Annotated in this window: 21 protein-coding genes; 7 read left to right on the top strand and 14 right to left on the bottom strand. The window is 59.1% G+C overall.

Annotation, left to right across the window (positions count from 1 at the left end; genetic code table 11):
* Window positions 1-135: 135 nt before the first annotated feature.
* From HYP802_RS0102415 to HYP802_RS0102435, 5 genes are all read right to left on the bottom strand, one after another.
* Window positions 136-969, bottom strand: coding sequence for a DNA-binding domain-containing protein (locus HYP802_RS0102415; RefSeq protein ID WP_024275072.1), 834 nt, complete (start codon window positions 967-969; stop codon window positions 136-138).
* A 20-nt stretch (window positions 970-989) separates the two neighbouring features.
* Window positions 990-1,868 carry a DUF692 domain-containing protein gene (locus tag HYP802_RS0102420; RefSeq protein ID WP_013950433.1) on the bottom strand — a complete coding sequence of 293 codons (879 nt, stop codon included), beginning with the start codon at window positions 1,866-1,868 and terminating at the stop codon, window positions 990-992.
* A gap of 18 nt (window positions 1,869-1,886) precedes the next feature.
* Complete coding sequence (locus HYP802_RS0102425) at window positions 1,887-2,606, bottom strand: cytochrome c biogenesis CcdA family protein (protein WP_013950434.1); 720 nt, start codon at window positions 2,604-2,606, stop codon at window positions 1,887-1,889.
* Window positions 2,607-2,617: 11 nt separating this feature from the next.
* Window positions 2,618-3,013, bottom strand: a complete 396-nt coding sequence (locus HYP802_RS0102430) for a thioredoxin family protein (protein WP_013950435.1) — start codon at window positions 3,011-3,013, stop codon at window positions 2,618-2,620.
* A gap of 96 nt (window positions 3,014-3,109) precedes the next feature.
* On the bottom strand, window positions 3,110-3,367 hold the full coding sequence (locus HYP802_RS0102435; RefSeq protein WP_013950437.1) for a hypothetical protein: 258 nt from the start codon (window positions 3,365-3,367) through the stop codon (window positions 3,110-3,112).
* Window positions 3,368-3,637: 270 nt separating this feature from the next.
* On the opposite strand from HYP802_RS0102435, the gene HYP802_RS0102440 reads away from it, so the two are divergent.
* Together HYP802_RS0102440 and HYP802_RS22000 are read left to right on the top strand one after the other, a co-directional pair.
* Window positions 3,638-4,126: a DoxX family protein gene (locus tag HYP802_RS0102440; protein WP_013950438.1), complete on the top strand. Its 489-nt coding sequence runs from the start codon at window positions 3,638-3,640 to the stop codon at window positions 4,124-4,126.
* Between the two features lie 92 nt (window positions 4,127-4,218).
* Complete coding sequence (locus HYP802_RS22000) at window positions 4,219-5,115, top strand: SDR family oxidoreductase (protein WP_024275073.1); 897 nt, start codon at window positions 4,219-4,221, stop codon at window positions 5,113-5,115.
* A 238-nt stretch (window positions 5,116-5,353) separates the two neighbouring features.
* Here the strand turns inward: HYP802_RS22000 and HYP802_RS0102450 are convergent, their stop codons facing one another.
* Window positions 5,354-6,259 (bottom strand): alpha/beta fold hydrolase, encoded by a 906-nt coding sequence (locus HYP802_RS0102450; RefSeq protein WP_024275074.1) that lies wholly within the window; start codon window positions 6,257-6,259, stop codon window positions 5,354-5,356.
* Window positions 6,260-6,542: 283 nt separating this feature from the next.
* On the opposite strand from HYP802_RS0102450, the gene HYP802_RS0102455 reads away from it, so the two are divergent.
* Window positions 6,543-7,658, top strand: a complete 1,116-nt coding sequence (locus HYP802_RS0102455; protein ID WP_024275075.1) for a beta-ketoacyl-ACP synthase III — start codon at window positions 6,543-6,545, stop codon at window positions 7,656-7,658.
* A 15-nt stretch (window positions 7,659-7,673) separates the two neighbouring features.
* Here the strand turns inward: HYP802_RS0102455 and HYP802_RS0102460 are convergent, their stop codons facing one another.
* A complete protein-coding gene (locus HYP802_RS0102460) occupies window positions 7,674-8,402 on the bottom strand; it encodes a DUF1345 domain-containing protein (RefSeq protein WP_029670718.1) in 729 nt (242 codons plus the stop codon).
* A 235-nt stretch (window positions 8,403-8,637) separates the two neighbouring features.
* Between HYP802_RS0102460 and HYP802_RS0102465 the strand changes: the two genes are divergently transcribed.
* Complete coding sequence (locus tag HYP802_RS0102465; RefSeq protein WP_013950443.1) at window positions 8,638-9,066, top strand: response regulator; 429 nt, start codon at window positions 8,638-8,640, stop codon at window positions 9,064-9,066.
* 32 nt (window positions 9,067-9,098) lie between these two features.
* On the opposite strand, the gene HYP802_RS0102470 is transcribed toward HYP802_RS0102465, so the two are convergent.
* Together HYP802_RS0102470 and HYP802_RS0102475 are read right to left on the bottom strand one after the other, a co-directional pair.
* Window positions 9,099-9,782: a response regulator transcription factor gene (locus HYP802_RS0102470; RefSeq protein ID WP_024275077.1), complete on the bottom strand. Its 684-nt coding sequence runs from the start codon at window positions 9,780-9,782 to the stop codon at window positions 9,099-9,101.
* 13 nt (window positions 9,783-9,795) lie between these two features.
* Entirely contained in the window at window positions 9,796-12,159 is a 2,364-nt protein-coding gene (locus HYP802_RS0102475; protein ID WP_024275078.1) for an ATP-binding protein, read from the bottom strand.
* Window positions 12,160-12,673: 514 nt separating this feature from the next.
* On the opposite strand from HYP802_RS0102475, the gene HYP802_RS0102480 reads away from it, so the two are divergent.
* Window positions 12,674-13,162: a tat pathway signal sequence gene (locus HYP802_RS0102480; RefSeq protein ID WP_197022707.1), complete on the top strand. Its 489-nt coding sequence runs from the start codon at window positions 12,674-12,676 to the stop codon at window positions 13,160-13,162.
* Between the two features lie 61 nt (window positions 13,163-13,223).
* Here HYP802_RS0102480 and HYP802_RS0102485 read toward each other — a convergent pair whose 3' ends face one another.
* The 4 genes from HYP802_RS0102485 to ahpC form a co-directional block, all read right to left on the bottom strand.
* Window positions 13,224-13,436 (bottom strand): hypothetical protein, encoded by a 213-nt coding sequence (locus HYP802_RS0102485; protein WP_013950449.1) that lies wholly within the window; start codon window positions 13,434-13,436, stop codon window positions 13,224-13,226.
* A gap of 133 nt (window positions 13,437-13,569) precedes the next feature.
* The gene (locus tag HYP802_RS0102490; RefSeq protein ID WP_013950450.1) at window positions 13,570-14,532 is read right to left on the bottom strand and encodes a LysR substrate-binding domain-containing protein; all 963 of its coding nucleotides are present in this window, start codon (window positions 14,530-14,532) and stop codon (window positions 13,570-13,572) included.
* Window positions 14,533-14,556: 24 nt separating this feature from the next.
* A complete protein-coding gene (gene ahpF, locus HYP802_RS0102495) occupies window positions 14,557-16,137 on the bottom strand; it encodes an alkyl hydroperoxide reductase subunit F (RefSeq protein WP_013950451.1) in 1,581 nt (526 codons plus the stop codon).
* 98 nt (window positions 16,138-16,235) lie between these two features.
* Window positions 16,236-16,799 carry an alkyl hydroperoxide reductase subunit C gene (gene ahpC, locus HYP802_RS0102500; protein WP_013950452.1) on the bottom strand — a complete coding sequence of 188 codons (564 nt, stop codon included), beginning with the start codon at window positions 16,797-16,799 and terminating at the stop codon, window positions 16,236-16,238.
* 310 nt (window positions 16,800-17,109) lie between these two features.
* Here ahpC and HYP802_RS0102505 point away from each other — a divergent pair, with 310 nt between their 5' ends.
* Both HYP802_RS0102505 and HYP802_RS0102510 read left to right on the top strand, forming a co-directional pair.
* Entirely contained in the window at window positions 17,110-18,348 is a 1,239-nt protein-coding gene (locus HYP802_RS0102505; RefSeq protein ID WP_013950453.1) for a molybdopterin-dependent oxidoreductase, read from the top strand.
* Between the two features lie 10 nt (window positions 18,349-18,358).
* Window positions 18,359-18,691 carry a cytochrome c gene (locus HYP802_RS0102510; protein WP_013950454.1) on the top strand — a complete coding sequence of 111 codons (333 nt, stop codon included), beginning with the start codon at window positions 18,359-18,361 and terminating at the stop codon, window positions 18,689-18,691.
* A gap of 7 nt (window positions 18,692-18,698) precedes the next feature.
* On the opposite strand, the gene HYP802_RS0102515 is transcribed toward HYP802_RS0102510, so the two are convergent.
* Complete coding sequence (locus tag HYP802_RS0102515) at window positions 18,699-19,940, bottom strand: M20 family metallo-hydrolase (protein WP_013950455.1); 1,242 nt, start codon at window positions 19,938-19,940, stop codon at window positions 18,699-18,701.
* Between the last annotated feature and the right edge of the window lie 231 nt (window positions 19,941-20,171).

Raw genomic sequence — 20,171 nt, forward strand, 5'->3', positions numbered from 1 at the left:
ATATCTTCCGGACGTCCGGCTCCCCGCATTTCAAACGTTTCGTGCCCGTGAGACCTCTATAAGTCCGGGCCAGAGAACGAAAGAATTTGGTTTGGATTAGGCGGCTTCAGGGTCGTTTGCCGTATTCCGGTGAAATTAATCTTCGCGCGGAGATTTCGCGAGGAGGCCGGACAGGATCCAGCCCTGTAGATGTTGGGCGGCCCGCAAGGACGCGGTATCAGGGTCGTCGTAGACGGCGACGAGTTCGCACAAGCCGCCGAACGGAACGCCATTCATCGCTTCGGTCCACATCATGGCTTCTTCGTCGGGCATGCGGCGGACTTTGGGCGTCGTCTCGTGACGCCAGACGATGACGCTTTCCGGCCGCACGCGAAGCTCAACCGGAGGTGGTGTCTCGTCATTTTTCAGCGCTATCCACAGAGCGTGCGCGTTGCTGGTCAAGGCGAGGCGACAGGTGGACGGGTGGGCGCTGAAGACGAGGTCCGACCACTGTTCGGGCGGGACTGCGGCGAGATCCGATAGCGCGAGCGGCTCAGCGTCGGGAGCATCGAACGCATCGTTCAGCGCACGTTCGAGAGCCGCGAACTCTCCGAGCTGAGGAGCTTCTGGGTGCGTTTCCGAAAGAAACTCTGGCAGGCGATGAGAAAACCAGCGCGCATTCTGGTTTCGTGAGGGGCAGGCCGCCACGTAGGCCTTGGCGATCTCGATGAAGGCGTCATCGCCCAGATAGGCGTGCAACAGCGGATGATCGTTGCGGAGCACTTCAATAAGACGTGCAGCGTAAGCGTGGCGATAGACGCCGAACAGGACATTGCGGTTCGTGCGCGAATTATCCAGGAGTTCGTTCAGCACCGTGTCGTCGCCGTGCATGACCGCCTGCTGGAATGCGGCCTGCATTTCGCTGAGCGTCGGCGCAGGTGCGTGCTCGACGCGTTCGGCTGGTTTCTCTGGAGCGATGGTTGGCGGCATGAGGATGTCGATCGCTCCCGCTATGCAGAGAATACGTCTTCGGCAAGAAGGCGCGCCTTGCCGAGTTCTTCCAGCATTACGTCGAGTGGGGGAATGTCGTCATCGCGTTCGATGATCGTCGAGACGGGGCCGAAACGCTCGAGTGCCGCCTTATAGAGTGTCCAAACCTCGTCGCACACGAGCGCATCGTGGGTGTCGATAATGTGGGTCATGTTGTGCTCATGGCCCGCCAGATGAAACTGCACGACGCGATCGGCGGGAATTCCGGCCATGAACTCATACGGATCGTATTCGTGATTAAAGGCGCTGACGTAGACGTTGTTGACGTCGAAGACGAGCCAGCAGCCGGTCCGTTTCGTCATCTCGGCGATGAATTCCCATTCAGGCATCTCGGAGTTTCGAAACTGGACGTAGGACGAGACGTTTTCAAGCGCCAGCGGCCGTTTGAGATAGTCCTGCACGTGCTGAATGCGTGCTACGACGTGGTCGAGGGCTTCGCGCGTATACGGAAACGGTAGCAGGTCATGCAGGTTCACGCCGTGCACGCCCGTCCAGCAGAGATGATCGGAGACGAATACCGGCTCGGTACGATCGGCGAGGGCTTTGAGCTGCTTCAGGTAGTTGGGGTCGAACGGCGCAGTGGATGCGATCGACAGCGAAACGCCGTGCATGACGATCGGATAGCGGGCGCGGATTTGATCGAGAATTTTCAGCGGTTGGCCGCCCGGCACCATGTAGTTTTCCGAAATTACCTCGAACCAGTCGAGGTCGGGGTCGCCATTCAGGATGTCGGCATAGTGCTGGGACCGCAGTCCAAGACCGTAGCCAAGGTATCGTGGCTTGCCCTCGGGCGCGGGCCTTAGATCGGCAGCGACTTTTGCTTTCGTTGCACCGAGCATGACAAAAATCCTTTTGTCCTAGAACCTGGTGGTCAGCGCCGTCAGCCAGGCCGGGGACGCAGCGACGATCTGGGCTTCGAGTGTCTTATCAAAACCCGTCAGGATGGCGAGGCCAGTTAGAATGAGGACGCCGCCCAGAACATATTTCCCGCCTGAGCCCGCGGAGGCGAGCGTGTCCCGCCAGCGATTGAGGATTTCACGCGACAACGCGCCCAAGACGAGTAGCGGAACGACGGCGCCAAAGCCGAATGCGAGCATCGTGATAGTGACCTGGCCAAGGTCCTTGCCCTGAGCCGCGAGCAGCGAGGCGGCGCCGAGCGTCGGGCCGACGCATGGGCTCCAGACGGCGCCGAGAACGAGACCCACGCCGAACTGACCAAGAATGCCGGGACCAGCGTAGCCGCCAAGTGTTTGATCCGCCCAGTTCGAGATCGGTCCGGCGGCAACGGCGAACCGTTGCTGCAGGACGGGGATCACCAGAACGGCGCCGATCACGATCAAAAGCGAAGCGGCAATGAAACGGAAGAAGGTGCCGTCCAGGCCGATCGCGAAACCGACGGTCGCGACGAACAGGCTGATCGCGACGAAGGAAATCGCAACGCCTGCTGCCAATGCGAACGGCCCATGGCGATGGGCCGACGCCGCGGTCGCCATCACGATCGGGACGAGGGGCAGAACGCACGGCGACAGGACGGATAGAACACCGGCGACGAAGGCCAAGGCGAAGGATACGAGCATCGGAACCGTCCTCAGAGGGCCTTGCGCATCAAGCCGTCGATCGCGCTTTCACTGGTGGCGCCGACGGAGCGGCCCGTTTCCTTGTCACCCTTGAAAACGATCAGCGTGCTTTGAACCTGAGCGCCGAACTTTCGCAAAACATCCTTGCGGGTGTCGAAATCGACGTCGAAAATCTTGAGGTTCTTATACTGCGGCTCGGCGGACAGCTTTTGGATAATGGGCTTTTGCGCCTGACACGTCGGGCACCATGTCGCCGAGATATCGATGAGGATCGGCTTGCCCTGTGCCTGTGCGGCGGCGAAATCTTTTTCATCGAAAGTCTTGCGCTCGGCTGCTGCCGCGCCGGCCGCAGTCAGCGTCATCATAGCCAGCGCCAAGGCAGCCTGCGCAAAATATCTGAGCGACATCTATCGGCCTCGTTCTCATAGTCATGTGGTTTGGAGGATCGTCTCAGCGAGATAAAAAACGCCGCGCTGGAGGCGGCGTTTTTTACCTTCGCGTGTTTACTTCGCCGGTTCGAAATGGCCGGTCGTGCAGCCTTCCTTGGTCGTCTCGGTGAAGCCCTGACCCTTGCAGGCGTTCTGGCCTTTGCAAGCGTTCGTCGCGCTCTTGCAAGCGCTCTGACCCTTGCAGGCGTTGGCGCCGACGCAGTGGCCCATGGCTTCATCGGCATACGCAACCGTCGAGACAACGGCATTCGCGAGCATGAGAGATGCTGCTGCGGCTGCGAGGGCCGAACCAGACTTTACACTGATCTTCATGGTGTTTTCCCTTTGGAAGGTATTGTGTTTCCACGCTGTCGTTTGTGCCGGGCCGAAACCTGGTCACGAGGGTGGTTACGGCTGCCCTGCGGGGGATGTTTCCGGATTTGGAAAAAAAATTGAGGCCCCCGTCCTTGCGCACGACAATGGGTGCACTAGCGACGCGCCAAATTATTCCGGATTGGCTGTAACCAGCAAGCGAGGCGGCTCGTAAGTGCCTTTCAGTCGCGCGGGAAATCCCGCCTCGTCCTCCAACTGAAGGCAAAACCGATGAAATTTCTCACGCACTGGTTGATCTCCGTTCCGGAGAAGCTCTCTCGGGTCTTCTTATGGTTGCCGCCGCTCTTTGCGCGCATCGTGGTGGGATGGGTCTTCATGTGGAGCGGCTGGGAGAAGCTGCATGCGCTGCCGCAAATAACGGCAAATTTTGCGTCATGGGGAATCCCGTTTCCGGAGATCATGACGCCATTCGTTTCGGGCGTGGAATTTTTCGGCGGCCTCTTTCTTCTGCTCGGGCTCTTTACGCGGATCGCTGCCGTTCCGCTCGTGGTCGTCATGATCGTCGCGATCATCAGCGCCAAACTGGATCAGGTCGATTCTTTCGAAACGCTCGCGGGGTTTGAAGAGATGTCATACATGGCGCTGTTTGGCTGGTTGGCCGTTGCGGGGCCGGGACCGATCTCTCTCGACTATCTTCTGCAGAGGCTGCAACCGAAGGACGATCGCAACGTGCTGTCGCCGTCGGTGCGGACAACCTGAGGGACTCCTGCGGCTCGCGGCCTTGCGAGGCGCCGGGGCATTCCGTAGTTTCGCTGGCGTCGGGAGAGCCGTCAGCGGAGCGTATCCAGACTATGCACAACACGTCGCCGCCCTGGTATACGCGGCTGTTGCCGTGGCGTCATTCGCGCAGACGGGCGGAGATGCTCAAATCACGACAAGAGGTGGCGGGCTTTGAGCCCGCCGTCGTCGTTACGGGGGGATCGCGCGGCATCGGTCTTGCTCTCGCGCAGCGGTTTCTCGAGGCCGGACACAAGACGGCGATTGTGGCGCGGAATGCAGCTGGCCTGGAGGAAGCCTCCGCCGCGCTTAAAGCCGCGACGGGTGCGGATGTCGTGGTGATCTTGTGCGACGTCGGCGAAGCCAGCGCGATGAACGTGATTTCGGCCGCGCTCGCTCGCTCTGGTCTCTATCTCGACGTTTTGGTGAACAATGCGGGCCTGGGGCTCGCAGGGCCGTTCGTCGATCAGTCGGAAACGGAGCTATCGAAGCTCGTCGCTCTCAATGTTGAGACCGTCACACGGCTGACACGCTCGGCGCTTCCCGACATGCTCGCGCGCGGCCAAGGTGGCGTACTGAATATCGCTTCACTCGGGGCGAGCATTCCAGGTCCCAACCAAGCCGCTTATTATGCCAGCAAAGCCTATGTCGTTTCGCTGACGGAAGCGATCGCGAGTGAAATCGCAGGCCAGGGCGTGCGCATGAGCGCGCTGCTGCCAGGGCCGGTGAATACGGCGTTTCATGAAGAGATGGGTGCCGAGAGATCGCTTTATCGATATGTCCTGCCACCGATGTCACCTGAAGGCGTGGCGCGCAGTGCGTATCGCGGTTTCATGTGGGGCAACCGCGTCATCGTGCCGGGAATTCCCAATCTGTTTTTCTACGTGGCGTTGAGGCTGCTGCCTCACATGCTCACCGTGCCGATGATTTATTGGCTGTTGCGCCGTCCCGATACCTTAAACGGGCGTTAAGATCGGAGCGCATTTTTACGATAATTGTCGATGTTTGCATTATGGCAACCATTTCCGTCTACGGTGATAAGGGCTCCGGAATGAGGTTTCGCGTATTCGGAGTTTCCCACGCGGCTACGCTAAGCGGATGGCACGGGCTCCTTCGAGTTCGATATGTCCGGTGCGTGGCCGCGATGTATTTGTCGTGACGTTAGCGCAGCGATAGTTTCGCGTTTTGCTGGCGTCTTGCGTCATTTTACTATGCGGCTTTGGTGGGCAGAGGAACTGAGCTGCTTTCACCTGCGCCGGCTGCCTGATCCGCCATGATGCGTGCGATGAAGGCGCGTGTCTTTTCCACCACGAGATGACGCTGCCGGTCGAGCGTGACCATGTGGTAGCTATCGTCGAGGACGAGAAGTTCGGGGGCGCCATGCAGAGCCGTCTGAAGGTACGTCGCATTTTTGAGATCGGCGTAGTCGTCTTCGCGGGAATGCACGATCAACGCAGGCTGACAAATTTTTCCAATTCTTTTTTTCACAGCCGATACGAGGCGGCGGTGTTCGTAGAGTGCGGCACCCGGCGTTCCAACAGTGCCGAGGGCTGAGCCGTCGGACGCTGCAAGAGCAGCGCGGACGAAATCGCGAACGCGGGGGCATTTGATGCCGAGAGACTCGGCGTCGGGAAATTGCATCATGTTGGCGATGCGGCGGCTGCGCACGAGCGAGAACAATCGGCTGTACCAGGGCATTGCCCAGCCGTTCACCTGAAACGTCGGCGAGAAAAGCGCGACGCCTTGCACTTTTTCCGGATGGTCTGCCGCGAGATGTAGCGCAATGATGCTGCCAAGGCAGAGCCCGCCAACGATAACAGTCTCACATTCCCGGCGCAGCTCTTCGAGGGCGGATTCGGCGCTGCGAAGCCAATCGCGCCACGTCGTTGCGACGATATCGGCGCGCGTGCCGCCGTGTCCGGCGAGTGTCGGGCAGTGTACGGTGTAGCCGGCGCGGGCGAGACCAAGGGCGACGAAGCGCATTTCAGCAGGGGTGCCACAGAGGCCGTGAATCAGCAGTACGCCCGTACGGCCGCCTGCGATCCGAAACGTGGTTTTTGTCGGGGTGGTTTCGTGGGGTGGCGTCGTCGGAAGTGGTGAGATGGCTGCGGACATGGCGTCGTCTCCCGTTGGACTGGAGACGAGCTTTAGGTTCGCTGATGCCAAACGGCTGTTCCGTCTGCAACAGGCGCATGGGTGCTAAGCCTTGATTTTGTTCGCTGAGTTCCCTGCGGAACATTCGGGCCGAGGGGAGTTAGTGGCCGAGATTGGCGAGCGCATCAAGCTGCGCTATGGGAAGCGCTCGCAAGCGGACGCTCGGTTGCCAGCACCGAGCGCGCCATAACTTATAAGAGGCGTGCGGATCAACGCGCGTCCTGGAGTGCCATTGGAAACGAACGTGAGCCAACCAGTCATCGCTGCGACGGGCCTTTACGTGCCGCCGGACAGCATTTCGAACAACGAACTCGTGGCCGCCTTCAATGATTATGTCGCAGCTTTCAACGCGGACCATGCGGCCGACATCGCGGCGGGCAAGCTCACGCCGCTGCTTCCGTCGTCGGCTGATTTTATCGAGAAAGCCTCCGGCATTAAATCGAGGCACGTCGTCGACAAGACTGGCATTCTCGATCCTAAGGTGATGCGCCCGGCAATCCCTGAGCGCTCGAACGACGAGCTTTCTCTGCTTGCCGAGATGGCCGTCCTGGCGGCTCGGGATGCGTTGGCTCGCTGGGGCGGCGATGTCCGCGATATCGGAGCAGTCATTTGTGCGGCTTCGAATATGCAGAGGCCTTATCCGGCCATCGCGATCGAAGTGCAGAATGCGCTTGGGGTGTCAGGCTTTGCCTTCGACATGAATGTCGCCTGCTCGTCGGCGACGTTCGGCATCAAGACGGCGGCCGACTTTATATCCAGCGGTTCGGCAAAGGCCGTACTCGTCGTCAATCCGGAAATCTGCTCGGGGCATCTCAATTTTTGCGACCGGGACAGCCATTTCATCTTCGGCGACGTGGCGACGGCCATCGTTGTTACCGACGAAACGCTTGCGGATGGCGGCTGGTCTGTTCTCGGCGCACGTCTCAAGACGCAGTTTTCGAATAATATCCGAAACAATTTCGGCTTTCTCAATCGCTGTGCGCCGGAAGGCATCGGCGCCGCCGACAAATTGTTCGTACAGGAAGGCCGCAAGGTCTTTCGCGAAGTCGTGCCGATGGTGATCGATATGATCATCGCGCATGCTGTGGATCTGGGCGTCGATCCGACAAGACTGACGCGGCTATGGCTGCATCAGGCCAACATCAATATGAACGATATGATTGGCCGGAAAGTTCTGGACCGCGTGCCGACACCGCAAGAGAACGTCATCATTCTGGATGAGTTTGCGAATACCAGCTCGGCTGGCTCGATCATCGCCTTCCATAAAGCGAACAGCGACTTCGCGGTGGGCGAGACAGGGTTGATCTGCTCATTCGGCGCCGGCTATTCCGCAGGGACCGTGTTCGTTCGCAAGCGGTAAGTGCGGCGCTTTCGGTCAAGCCAGACTCGCGGCGAGATTGATTGTCAGCGCGAGGACCATCGTGTTGAAAAAGAACGAGACGATGGCGTGCAGCGTCGTCAGGCGGCGCATGGACTTGCTGTTGATGACGACATCCGACGTCTGCGATGCGGCGCCGAATGAGGTCGCGAAATAGAAGAAGTCCCAATAGTCAGGTCTTGTGTCCCCCGGAAACGTCAGGGAGTTCTCGGCGTCTGACTTATCGATGAAGTGGTCCGGCGCATAATACTCATGCGCATAATGCATCGTGAAGGAGACTTGAGTCACGAGCCATGAGATGACGATGGTCGCCGCGGCGAGGGCTGCAAAGAACAGCTTACCTTCGTTGGATGCTGCTTTGGCCTCGACGAGCAATCCGAAGATTGCTGCGAAGCTTGAGAACATGGCCATCAGCACAATAACAAGGATAACGACGCCGCTATCGTCCTGGCGCGCGGCCCGTGTGCGGATTTTGTCGGAGTGACATCCTTGCATGACATAGAAAGCCATGGCGAGGTAGGCGCTGCCACCGGCGCACCAGGCGAGCGCTTCGCGCACCGAGCCACGGAAAGACGGCGGCAGTAGAAACAGCGCTGTAACTGTTACGAGGGCGCCGATTACGACGCGGGGTCGTAAAACGATCGAGCGGCCGATCGAACGTGGATTGTACCAGCGAGTGCGACGTGTCGGCTTCGGCAGTGGGCCGGCTTTTAATGTGTTAGCCATGTCTCGCGCTCACGCTCATATGTCGTTCAGGTCTTACTCTGGAGGCGCGATTTAAACATGTTTTGCGACGGCCACCATGGAGCTGACTGGGAACTACCAACGTTTTCTACGCATTGAAAATTTCCCTCCTGCTCGGCTATGTCGAGCGGCCTATAGCCTCATGCTGAATGGCGACGCATTGGCAAAGAGCCTCACATTGCTTTGTAGGACAGGCAAAAAATGAGGAGGCTCTTCGATGACCACCCCCACGCGGGAGATGGCAGTCGATTGCGCTTCGCTGGCATCTGATGTTTGCGCGCGGCCGTTGATCGTCGTTATAGAGGATGATTACCGGTCGTCCATGGCGCTGACGATGCTGATCGACGATTGGGGGTATTCTTGCGTAGCTGCGCGTTCTTCGCGTGAAGCTGTGCGGACACTCGGCCATCGGCTGGGCAAAGTGGCGGCAATCATCACCGATATCGAGATTGATGGGCAGATGCGCGGCATTCGTGATGCGCAGGCGATCGCAGCTACGATCGGCCATGCTGTGCCGACCATCATTACGACGGGGCATGCCGATTACGCCGCCGTTGCCTCGCCCTTTCCGGTCATCCGGAAGCCATTCGATCCGGATATTCTGCATCGATGGCTGATGCATCGCATCGGCTCTGCAATGAGTTGAGCGCGGCGATGCCGACATCTTTCGTGGCGCGGTTAGCTCCGCGTCGCGAGTTCGGTGCGATTGCGGGCACCGTAATGCGAGAAGAGAGCCGCGAGATGGATTTTCACCGTACCTTCGGCAATGTCCAACTCACGTGCGATCTCTTTGTTCGAAAGGCCCCGGCGGACGCAGTCCAGAACATCGCGTTGGCGCGGTGAGATGGATTTGTAGGTGGCTCCACCGCCGGGGTCCCCCACCTTTCCGGTTCCGGCCGATTCAGAGCGCATCTGCTGTTTTGCGGACGAAATCGCGGCCGCTGCGGCGCCCGATGTCATGAAGCGCGGCACGAACACGCGGCCGTCCAGGATATCCTGCAATGCACCGACGATTTCGTCATCGGCGAGTGACTTGGGCACGTAGCCGTTCAAGCCCATAGCGACGGCTTTGACGACGTCGTTGCGTTCTTCCGATCCCGAGACGATGGCGACGCGAATGCCGGGATAGGTCTCCTTGACGACGCTCAAGCCCTCAGGCCCGGAAATGCCCGGCATCGCGAGATCGAAAAGAGCAAGCTCGACGTTCGGTGTTTCCGCCAGGCGATCCAAAGCGGCGTCGAAGGTTGCGGCTTCGATGACTGAGCGAAAGCCCATGCGATCGCGCAGCAGGAAGCCGAAACCCGAACGGTAAAGTCCGTGATCGTCGGCCACCAAAACCGTATCACGCTGATTGTTTGTCATGAGTTTCTCTGAATTAACCGGCATTCATTTCCGCTCCGAATTCAGCATCAAAGCCGTTCCTGGACTTCATGTGAGCTTTTAAGATCGCGCCGAGGGTCGCTGCGATAAGCTCAGGATCGGCAGGTTTCGTTAGCCACGGAAACCCAGCTTTGGCAAGGATCGCCAGCGTCGCAGAATCCGTGCCGCCCGATAACAGGATGCTTGGAATCTCTTCACCCGATTTCTTTGCCATTCGTCTGATGAATTCAAGTCCGGTTTCAGCGCCGCGCAAATCGAAGTCAAGGACGGCAGCGTCAATGACGAGTCCGTTGTCGAGTGCTGCCTCGGCGTCGGTGTTGCGTTGGTAGCCGAAAGCAACGTTGCCCCGGTCTTCCAAGTCCTTCGTCAGTGCAGCGACGATCAGCGGGTCGTCGTCCAATATCAAAATCCGCATGCCGCTGATGCTGGGCTCCAGCGTTGTGAGCGCCGGCGGGCGCTGCATTTGTTCGACGACGGCGTTTTTCGGCAGGACGATGGAAAAACGCGAGCCGTATCCGGGTCTTGAGGAGACGGCGATCCGCATGTCGAGCAGCTCGGCGTAGCGGCGCGCGATGGACAGTCCCAGGCCAAGGCCGTCGTTTGCGCCGTAAGCGCGATGGGCAGCACGCGAGAATTCTTCGAAGATCTGTTCTCGGCGATCATCCGATAGGCCGGGGCCGGTATCGTAGACATCGATGACGCGCTGTCCTTCTCGGCAGCGGGCAGCAAGAATGACGCCGCCGTGTTTGGTAAATTTCAGCGCGTTCGAGACGAGATTGCGGATAATCGTTTCGAGCAGTGCAGCATCGGTCTCGATTACCCAATCGCGGCCGCGGCTCAGGAATTTCAAGCCGTTTTGCTCAGCTTCGACGCGCGATCCGACGGAGATGCGTTCGATGAGCTCGCTCATGGAAACTGGCGTTTTCGTGGGCTCGATGAGTTTCGCGTCGAGGCGGGATACGTTCAGCAGCGCATCGAACATGCCTTTCAGGCCGCGCAGGCCTTCTTCCATTTGCGCCACGAGTGTCGTCGCCTCGTTGCCGCTGACACGGCGAGAAAGGGCGCGCGCGAACAATGTCAGGGCGTGAAGGGGCTGGCGCAAGTCATGGCTGGCAGCGGCGAGGAAGCGCGATTTGGCTTCAGTCGCGCTTTCGGCGGCGGCCTTCGCTCGTTCAAGGCCTATGTTCTGCTCAGCGAGCCGCTGTGTGCGTTCTCGTACCTGACTTTCCAGCGATTGGTTGGCGGCCGCGAGAGATGATCGCTGGGCGTCCAATTCCTTCACGAGGGATCGCAGCGATTGCGAGAGGACGCGGGCTTCCTGATAGCCTGAGACCTGCGGGAATTCGAGTTTCTGGCCGCGTCTCAGGCGTTCGGCAACGTCGGCCAGCTGGAGCAACGGTTGCGATAGTTTGCTGGCCAGGACCCATGCAAGCGCGGCTGCAAGAAGCGCAAAGATCGTGCCGGTGATCACAATCGTCCGCTGGAGGCTGCGGACGGGTGCGAAGGCTTGCCGCTGGTTTTCGCGTACCAGGACGATCCAGTTCAAACCTGTATACGAGCGATAGCCGTCGCTTTTCGAAAAACCGGTGACGTAAGCATGGTTGTCCGGCCAGCGTTCGACGGCAAAGCCGGCATGACCTGGGCGGGCGGCGCGAATGCTCGGCAAATCGAGTGTTTTTCCAGTGATGTCGTCAGGCCCGAACAGAACTTGGCGCTCTTCGTTCAGAACGATCACATCAGCGGGGATCGCGTCTTTCATGCTGCCGAGAAGCGTGTCGCGGACTTCTTCAGCCCAGTCGGCGCTCAATGTTGCGCCGAGCACACCGATGATTTTCTTGTCGTCCGAAACCGGAACGGCAAGATCAATGAAATCCGATGCTCCGCGTCCCTCGTGGGGAATACGCTGTGTGGTGGCGGCGTTGGGCAGTTTGACGTCGCCGACATAGGCGTCTTTTAGTCCGCGCCTGAACCAAAGCTGGTTCTTGACGTTATGACCCTCGTATTCGCCGCCCGTTGCGCTCAGGATTTTACCGTTGGGATCGGCAAAGCCGATCCAGGAATAATCAGAATAGGCGCTTTGAAATCTTTCGAGAGACGTGCGCAGCGAATCCGGTGCGTCGGTTTTTTGCAGGATACGGCCGAGCGCCGCCATGTTGTCGAGAGATTGCAAACGCTCGAACATCGCACGGTCGAGCTTGTCCTGCATTTCGTCAGCGAGCAGCGCCAGAGATTGGCCGATTTCCTGCTCCAGGCGGCTCACTGCGTCGTGCCCGACGACATAGGACACGGCAATCGTCAGCAAAAGCGAAACGACCGAAATCGCGGCTGCAATCAATACTTTCAACGATACACGGCGCATCGGATCTCGCTCGTTCCGCGACAGCGGAAAGTACCCTCAAACTTAATCCAGAAAGATATCAAGGCCGGATTTCTTAAAGTCTGGACAGGGACGCGTTACCGCAGCGGCGGACGGCATAGGTTTTATGCAATAGCATAGGCTATTCGGCCTATTTCGTTGCATTGACTTAGTTCGGCGGGCTGAGTGGCCTCACCAATTCAAGAGGCGCACACATACTTTTGCCAAGCGGATCCGTGGCTCTATCGGCATGGTCTCTCACGTTAGGCAGGTCCGCTTTGTCAAGAAGCTGCGCCGTCCCTCACCCCACCCACAAGCGCCGCTTCAATAGTCGGGGCTCGGCTTACCCCCAAGCCGGGCCCCGTATCCGTTTGCGCCGCCAGTGAAATATCCCCTTTAATGTTGCCATTGCGGCCCGATCGCCTTCCGGACTGGGATATCGCGGTGCGCAATTTATATTTCGCATATGCCGGCCTTCATCGCGGCTGGGATGCACGTGAAATTGGGAGACATGATTTTGGAACGCCGCACTTTTCTTCTGTCGTCGGCTTTGGCTCTTGCGTCGGGAGCTGCGAACGCCGCGCCGATCGATCCGAAGCAGACGTTCGTCTTGCAGCACGGTGACATCAAATTCGAACCTTGGACCGGGCTGCCGGCGGGAAGCGGTGAAATGGCCAAGCTCTATGGCGATTTCAACGAAGCGGGGCCGTATCTTGTTCTGATGAAGTGGAACCCAGGCTGGTTCAGCGCACCGCATAGCTACGCGACGGACCGCATTCAGATGGTTCTGTCAGGGACATGGTGGGTGAACAGCGGTTCGGATTTTGCACCACAGGACTGCGTCCAGGTTCCGGCTGGCGGTTTCGTCAAGCGGACAGCCAGAACCATGCATTACGACGGCGTTCCTGCAGGCATCAAAGAGCCCGTCGTGGTCGCGGTTTTCGGCACGGGGCCGATCAAGATCGAACTTGCAGACCCGACCAAGCCGACATGGCGGCAAGTCTAAGCGCCCAGCACAAAACGAAGCAGACGTGGTGGTGTTTTCCCGTGAAGGGGATGGCGCCGCGTCAAGCGTTCGTATCGATCAGCTTCTGGACGGGAATGTTATGCTCGCTCATCAGGGCGCGCCAATCGGCGACGTGTTTTTCGAGCGTTGCGATAACGGCTTCGGTAATCTCGTCATCGGAAGCCGGGCCATTGAAAACGCGCGCCACGCCGCCTTTCCAGAACGCAAGCTGACCTTCAAGGGTGGACAATTCTCTGTTGGCCCAATCGATCATCAGCAGATCTCCCCCAGACTGAGTTGTCGATGACAACACTAGTGCGAATTCGCCGCTGCCGGAATCGCCGGGATAGGTTGGATCCGTGAAAAGTGTGGGACTGTTGCAGCGAAGCACGGCAGCGCTGCTGATGTCAGGATGCGATTTTCCGACGGGCTGCGGGGCGCGATTGGCCGCGTGTCTGCGAGACGGCCGGTCGCTGCAATACTTGATTGGCGCAGGTCTTGAACAGCTCGGCGAGGCTCAGGAAGAGTGGTTCGCGTGCTGAGCTTTTGCGCCAACACATGGCGATCTGGCGGCTCGGCTCGGAATCACTGAACGTCAACAGATGGATACTGCTTGAGAGTGCGCTCTGGTTCAGGGTCGCAAGTTCCGGCAGTAGCGTGATGCCGACGTCGGCGCTCACCATTTGCCGGAGAGTCTCAAGGCTCGTTGCCTGAAACGAAGATCGCTCGTTTGCGCCGGCAAATTGGCAAACCTCAAGGGCGTGATCGCGGAGGCAATGGCCGTCCTCCAGCAGCATCAGGTCGTGATCGACGAGTTCGTCGATGCCGATGGAGTTTCGACGCGCCAACGGATGACTGGTTGAGACCGCGAGCAGAAAACGCTCCTCGAACAGAAACTCGGTGCGCAGCTGGCTGTCGTTGATCGGCAAAGCGAGAATGGCGGCATCGATTTCACCGTCACGCAGGCGCGATAGCAGGTTAGAGCTTTTTTCCTCGATTAGGAGCAGTTCCAGATCGGGGAAGCGCTTCCGGGTGCGCGGCACCAGATGAGGCAGCAGGTAGGGGCCGAGCGTGGGAAAGATGCCGAGGCGGACGGTGCCTGCCTCGGGGTTCCGATTCTGCCGAACGCTTTCCTTAAGCTGCTGGATTTCAACTAAAATCTGCCGCGCCCTCGTTGCGGTTTCGTGGCCGTAGGACGTCAGGATGACGCCGCGCGAGTCGCGCTCGACGAGGGCGACGCCCAGTTCGTCCTCGAGCTTTTTGATTTGCGCTGAGAGCGTCGGCTGGCTGACCTGGCACGCCTCGGCGGCACGCCCGAAATGACGATACTTCGCGAGTGCGACCAGATATTCGAGCTCGCGAAGTGTCATACTCTGTTCAGGGCCTTGATCAGCTTAAGCGGCTTTGACCTCTTTTTCGTCCGGCGCCGAGATGCGGATAAGGTGGTCAAAGGCCGCAAGCGAGGCTTTGGCGCCTTCGCCGAGGGCGATGACGATCTGCTTGTAGGGTGTCGTGGTGCAGTCGCCGGCGGCAAATACGCCGGGCATCGAGCTGCGATTGTGCGAGTCGACGACGATTTCGCCGTGCGGCGTCAGTTCGAGCGCGCCTTTCAGCCATTCCGTGTTCGGCAACAGGCCGATCTGAATGAAGATGCCGTCGACCGGCAGCACGCGCTTGTCGGACGTCGAGCGGCTTTCGTAGGCGATGCCGACGACCTTCTGGCCATCTCCTTCGACTTTTGCCGTCTTGGCGCCGGTGATGATGTCAACGTTCGGCAGGCTGCGGAGCTTGCGCTGCAGGACCTCGTCGGCGCGAAGCTTAAAGTCCAGTTCGAGCAGTGTGACGTGGTCGACGATGCCGGCGAGGTCGATTGCCGCCTCGACCCCCGAGTTGCCGCCGCCGATTACGGCAACACGCTTGCCTTTGAACAGCGGACCGTCGCAGTGCGGGCAGTAGGTGACGCCCTTGTTGCGGTATTCCATTTCGCCCGGAACGCCGAGCTGTCGCCAGCGCGCGCCGGTCGCGAGGATGACGGATTTCGATTTCAGCGCTGCGCCGTTCGCCAGTTCGACCTCAAGATACTCGCCCTTGCGGACAATCTTTTCAGCGCGCTGAAGGTTCATGATCTCGACGTCGTATTCCTTAACGTGCTCTTCGAGCGCGGCGGCGAGGTGCGGGCCTTCGGTGTGACGGACGGAAATAAAGTTCTCGATGGCAGCGGTGTCGAGAACCTGGCCGCCGAAGCGTTCGGTGGCGATGCCGGTGCGAATGCCTTTGCGAGCAGCGTAAATAGCGGCGGCCGCGCCGGCCGGGCCGCCACCGACGACCAGCACCTCGAACGGCTCCTGGGCCTTGATCTTCTCGGCACTGCGCGCGGCTGCGCCAGTGTCGAGCTTGGCGAGGATCTGTTCGGCGTCCATGCGGCCCTGGCCGAATACATCGCCGTTCAGATAGACGGTTGGGACCGACATGATCTGGCGGGCTTCGACTTCTTCAGGAAAGACGCCGCCGTCGATCGCGACGTGCTTGATGCGCGGATTGAGGACGGCCATCAGGTTCAGTGCCTGAACGACATCGGGACAGTTCTGGCACGAGAGCGAGAAGTAGGTCTCGAAACTGAAGTCGCCGTCGAGCGCACGGATTTGGTCGATGACGGCCTGCTCGACGCGGGGCGGGTGGCCGCCGACCTGGAGCAGCGCCAATACGAGCGATGTGAATTCGTGTCCGAGCGGAATGCCTGCGAAACGAAGGCTAATCTCCTGGCCAGGAGTCGTTAGCGCGAACGATGGCGTTCTATCGGGACTGTTCTGCTCTTCGACCAGCGTGATCTTGTCGGAGAGGTTGGTGATGTCGGTCAACAGGCTGACCATCTCGATGGATTTGGCGCTGGCGTCGACTGCGGCGCGAATCTCGATCGGGCGAACGACCTTTTCCAAATAGCCTTTGAGCTGGGATTTGAGTGCGTCGTCGAGCATGGCGTTATCCTGTTCGTCGTCCGGGGACTGAGTTCGTGCGTGTATAGAGGTGCCGCGATGGCCTTCCCGGAGTGGGAAGGCCATCAGGCGTGGTCGTCTTAAATCTTGCCGACGAGTTCGAGCGAAGGCGCCAGCGTCTTCTGGCCCTCTTCCCACTTCGCGGGGCAAACCTCGCCCGGATGCGCAGCGACGTACTGGGCGGCCTTGACCTTGCGGAGTAGGTCGGCGGCGTTGCGGCCGATACCTTCGGCCGTCACTTCCATCGCCTGGATGATGCCCTTCGGATCGACGATAAAGGTGCCGCGGTCGGCGAGGCCTTGGCCTTCGCGCATGACTTCGAAGTTGCGGGTGATCGCACCCGTCGGGTCGCCGATCATCGCGTACTTGATCTTGCCGATCGTGTCGGAGCTGTCGTGCCAAGCCTTATGCGTGAAGTGCGTGTCGGTCGAAACCGAGAAGACTTCGACGCTGAGCTTCTGCAACTCGGCGTAGTGGTCGGCGAGGTCGCCGAGTTCGGTTGGGCAAACGAAGGTGAAGTCGGCTGGATAGAAGAAGAAGACAGCCCATTTGCCTTTGATGTCGGCGTCGGAGACTTCGACGAATTTGCCCTGTTTGTACGCTTGGGCTTTGAACGGTTTGATCGCAGTGTTGATAAGAGACATCTGTTGTCCTGGTCGTAGGTTGCAGCGAAAGCGAAACTTTCGCGATGCAATATAAGCATCTTCAGGCGATAGAAAATTTGGATAAATGTCGCAACTTCAATAGCTTCAGCCTATGGCCGCAATAGAGCTGATGTGGCGCAGAATTGGCCTTTTTGTGCCGTGCAAAGAGGGGGCATCGGCGCCGGTTTTTGCGGCTTCAAAAAGCCACCGCGATTGAAACGATCAAAGAGATCTGTTGGACGAAAACGATCGATCTCGTCTTCATCAAGCAACGAGAAATGCAATCGGTTTTTCTTGTTGGAGATCGTCCATGTCGTCCTTTGATTTTGATCAGCACGCGCTGACGCGGCGGGCGCTTTTGCGCGGCGCTGGCACGGCAGGTGCCGCTTTGATGGCGGCGCCTGTGTGGGCCGGTGCGATTGATCTGCCGCTTTACGGTGGCGGCGGCGAGCGCGAGATGACGACTGGGTTTCCGCAGAAGGGAAAGATGATCTTGCAGCGGACGCGGCCGCCACTTTTGGAGACGCCGTGGGAAACATTCGATAAGGGCGTCTTCACTCCCAACGATCAGTTCTATGTGCGCTGGCATTGGGCGGGCATCCCCGAAAGCGTCGATGTCGATACGTTCCGTCTTAAAGTGCATGGCAACGTCGAGCGCGAGTTATCGCTTTCGCTATCCGAACTCGTTCGCAAACTGCCTCGCGTCGAGCTTGCCGCCGTCAATCAGTGTTCCGGAAACTCCCGCGGCCTCTTCGATCCGCGTGTGCCGGGCGCCCAATGGGCGAATGGCGCGATGGGCAATGCGAAATGGACGGGTTTCCGTCTCAAGGATCTCCTCGACTCGGCGGGGGTGAAGGCTGGGAGCGTACAGGTGCGCTTCGCCGGACTTGAGACCCCGGTTATCGATGGCGGCCCGCATTTCAAGAAGTCGCTATCGGTCGATCATGCGCGCGATGACGATGTGATAGTGGCTTACGCCATGAATGGCGAACCGCTGCCCTTCCTCAATGGTTTTCCGCTGCGGCTCATCGTGCCCGGATGGTACGCGACCTATTGGATGAAGATGCTGGCGGACATCGAAGTTCTCGACATGCCGGATGAGAACTTCTGGACGAAGAAGGCCTATCTCATCCCTGATACGCCCGGCGCGAACATCAAGCCGGGCGAGAAGGACGTGAAGATGGTTCCGATCAATCGCATGGTGCCGCGCTCGTTTTTCACCAATGTCGCACGGGTCGCCAACGTCAAAGCATCTGCGCCGAATGCTGTTCGCGGCATCGCCTTTGGAGGAGATTGTGGTGTTGCCAAAGTCGAAACGTCCGTTGATGGCGGCCATAGTTGGCAAGCGGCTCAACTTGGCGCGGACGAAGGAAAGTACGGCTTCCGAAAGTGGAACGCCAATATCGCGTCAATCGATGCCGGCAAGCGGCTGAGCGTCATGGTTCGCTGTACCAACACTGATGGAGAGGTACAGCCGGATAAGCCGAACTGGAATCCGTCGGGCTTTATGCGCAACGTCATCGAGACCGTCGATCTCGTTGCGGCTTGAGGAGAATGACATGCAACGCTTTGCGCAGACTTTTGGCGTTCTCAGTGCCGTCATGCTGCTTGGCGCGACGGCGCAGGCCAAAGACAGTTTCGACTTCAAGTCGGAGAGCTTCGATTTGCCGACGGGAGAGCGGATGTTTTCAGGTCCCGGTGCGGACCCTGTCAACAATAACTGTTTAACCTGTCATTCGGCCGGAATGGTCACGGTCCAGCCGCGTCTATCGAAGGCGACGTGGGAAGGGATCGTGAAGAAGATGATCAACGTGTACAAGGCACCCGTCCCTGATGCGGACGTTGCACCCATCGTCGATTATCTGAGCAACCATCCCTCGGCCGGCAAATAGGGTCCGATCATTTTGCAAGCGTCTGGTCGTATGCGAGCACGGCGTCGAGCAGAACCTGGGCGCCTGCCGCGCATTCTTCCGGGCTTGTTGCTTCAGCTTCATTGTGACTGATGCCGCCCTCGCAGGGCACAAAAATCATCGTGGTCGGCGCGACGCGGGCGATGTAGGCGGCGTCGTGGCCGGCGCCGGAGACCATGTCGCGCATACCAAAGTTCGATTTCGCCGCCGCGCTACGGACACAGTCGATCAGCTCAGGTGCAAACTTCACGGCGGGTGACGACCAGATCTTCTTTTCTTCGTAGGTTAGCCCGAGCGCCGGGATGGCCGTTTCAAGTGCGGCTCTAAAATCCGCTTCCATCGCATCGAGTGCAATTTCATCGGGGTGGCGCATGTCGACTGTCAGGAAGACTTCGCCTGGTACGACGTTGCGGCTGTTGGGCTTGTTCTCGATCAATCCGACGGTTGCAACGCCCGGTTGATGCTTTTGGCCGATGGCGTCGATGGCTTCGATGATACGGGCGGCGCCGAGCAGTGCGTTCTTTCGAAGATACATCGGCGTGGCGCCCGTGTGCGCATCCTGGCCGTGCACGTTGACTTCATACCAGCGCATGCCCTGCACGCCGGTGACGATGCCGATCATTTTCTTTTCGGCTTCGAGGATCGGGCCTTGTTCGATATGAAGCTCGAACATAGCCGACAGCTTGTGGTCGCCGGCTTTCATCGACCCGCGGTAGCCGATCCGCTCCAGCTCTTCCAGGAACGTCACGCCATTGCGATCGACTTGTTCGTAAGCGTACGCGGTCGGGAACACGCTGGCAAAAACACCCGATGCAAGCATGGCTGGCGGAAAGCGCGAGCCTTCCTCGTTCGTCCAGTTGACGATCTCGATCGGGGCGTTCGTTTCGTAATCCTGCTCGTGCAGCGTGCGCATGACTTCGAGCGCGGCAAGAACTCCGAGAATGCCGTCGAATTTGCCGCCGGTCGGTTGGGTGTCGAGGTGCGATCCCATAGCGATCGGCGGAAGACTGTCGTCGCGTCCGCTGCGGGTCGCAAACATGTTGCCGACCTCGTCGATGCTGACCTTACAACCTAGCGCTTCGCACTGGGTCTTGAACCAGTCACGGACAAGCTTGTCCTCGTCGGTGAGCGTCAGCCGCTTGAGGCCGCCTTTTTCCGTGCCGCCGAACGCGGCGGTGTCCATCAAGCTGTCCCACAGCCGTCGTGCGTTGATTTTGAGATTGGTCAGCATCGTCGCTAGCAATCCATGTGCTCGTCCATGTCTGGTGCCGACGCATAGCGAGGTCGAGACCAGAAGCCAAAACCAATTTGGTGCTCGCTTCGATATGTCCGATTTCCGAGATAGTCTTGAATTCTTCCGGCGTAAGAGTTCACGTTCCGTTTGCTCTACGCTGCGAAGGTCATCGACGCGCAAGCTTCAATGAGCAGAATGGGACGATATCCCTATTTCAAATCTCGAAGG

The sequence above is a fragment of the Hyphomicrobium sp. 802 genome (assembly GCF_000526135.1).
Lineage (GTDB): Bacteria > Pseudomonadota > Alphaproteobacteria > Rhizobiales > Hyphomicrobiaceae > Hyphomicrobium_B.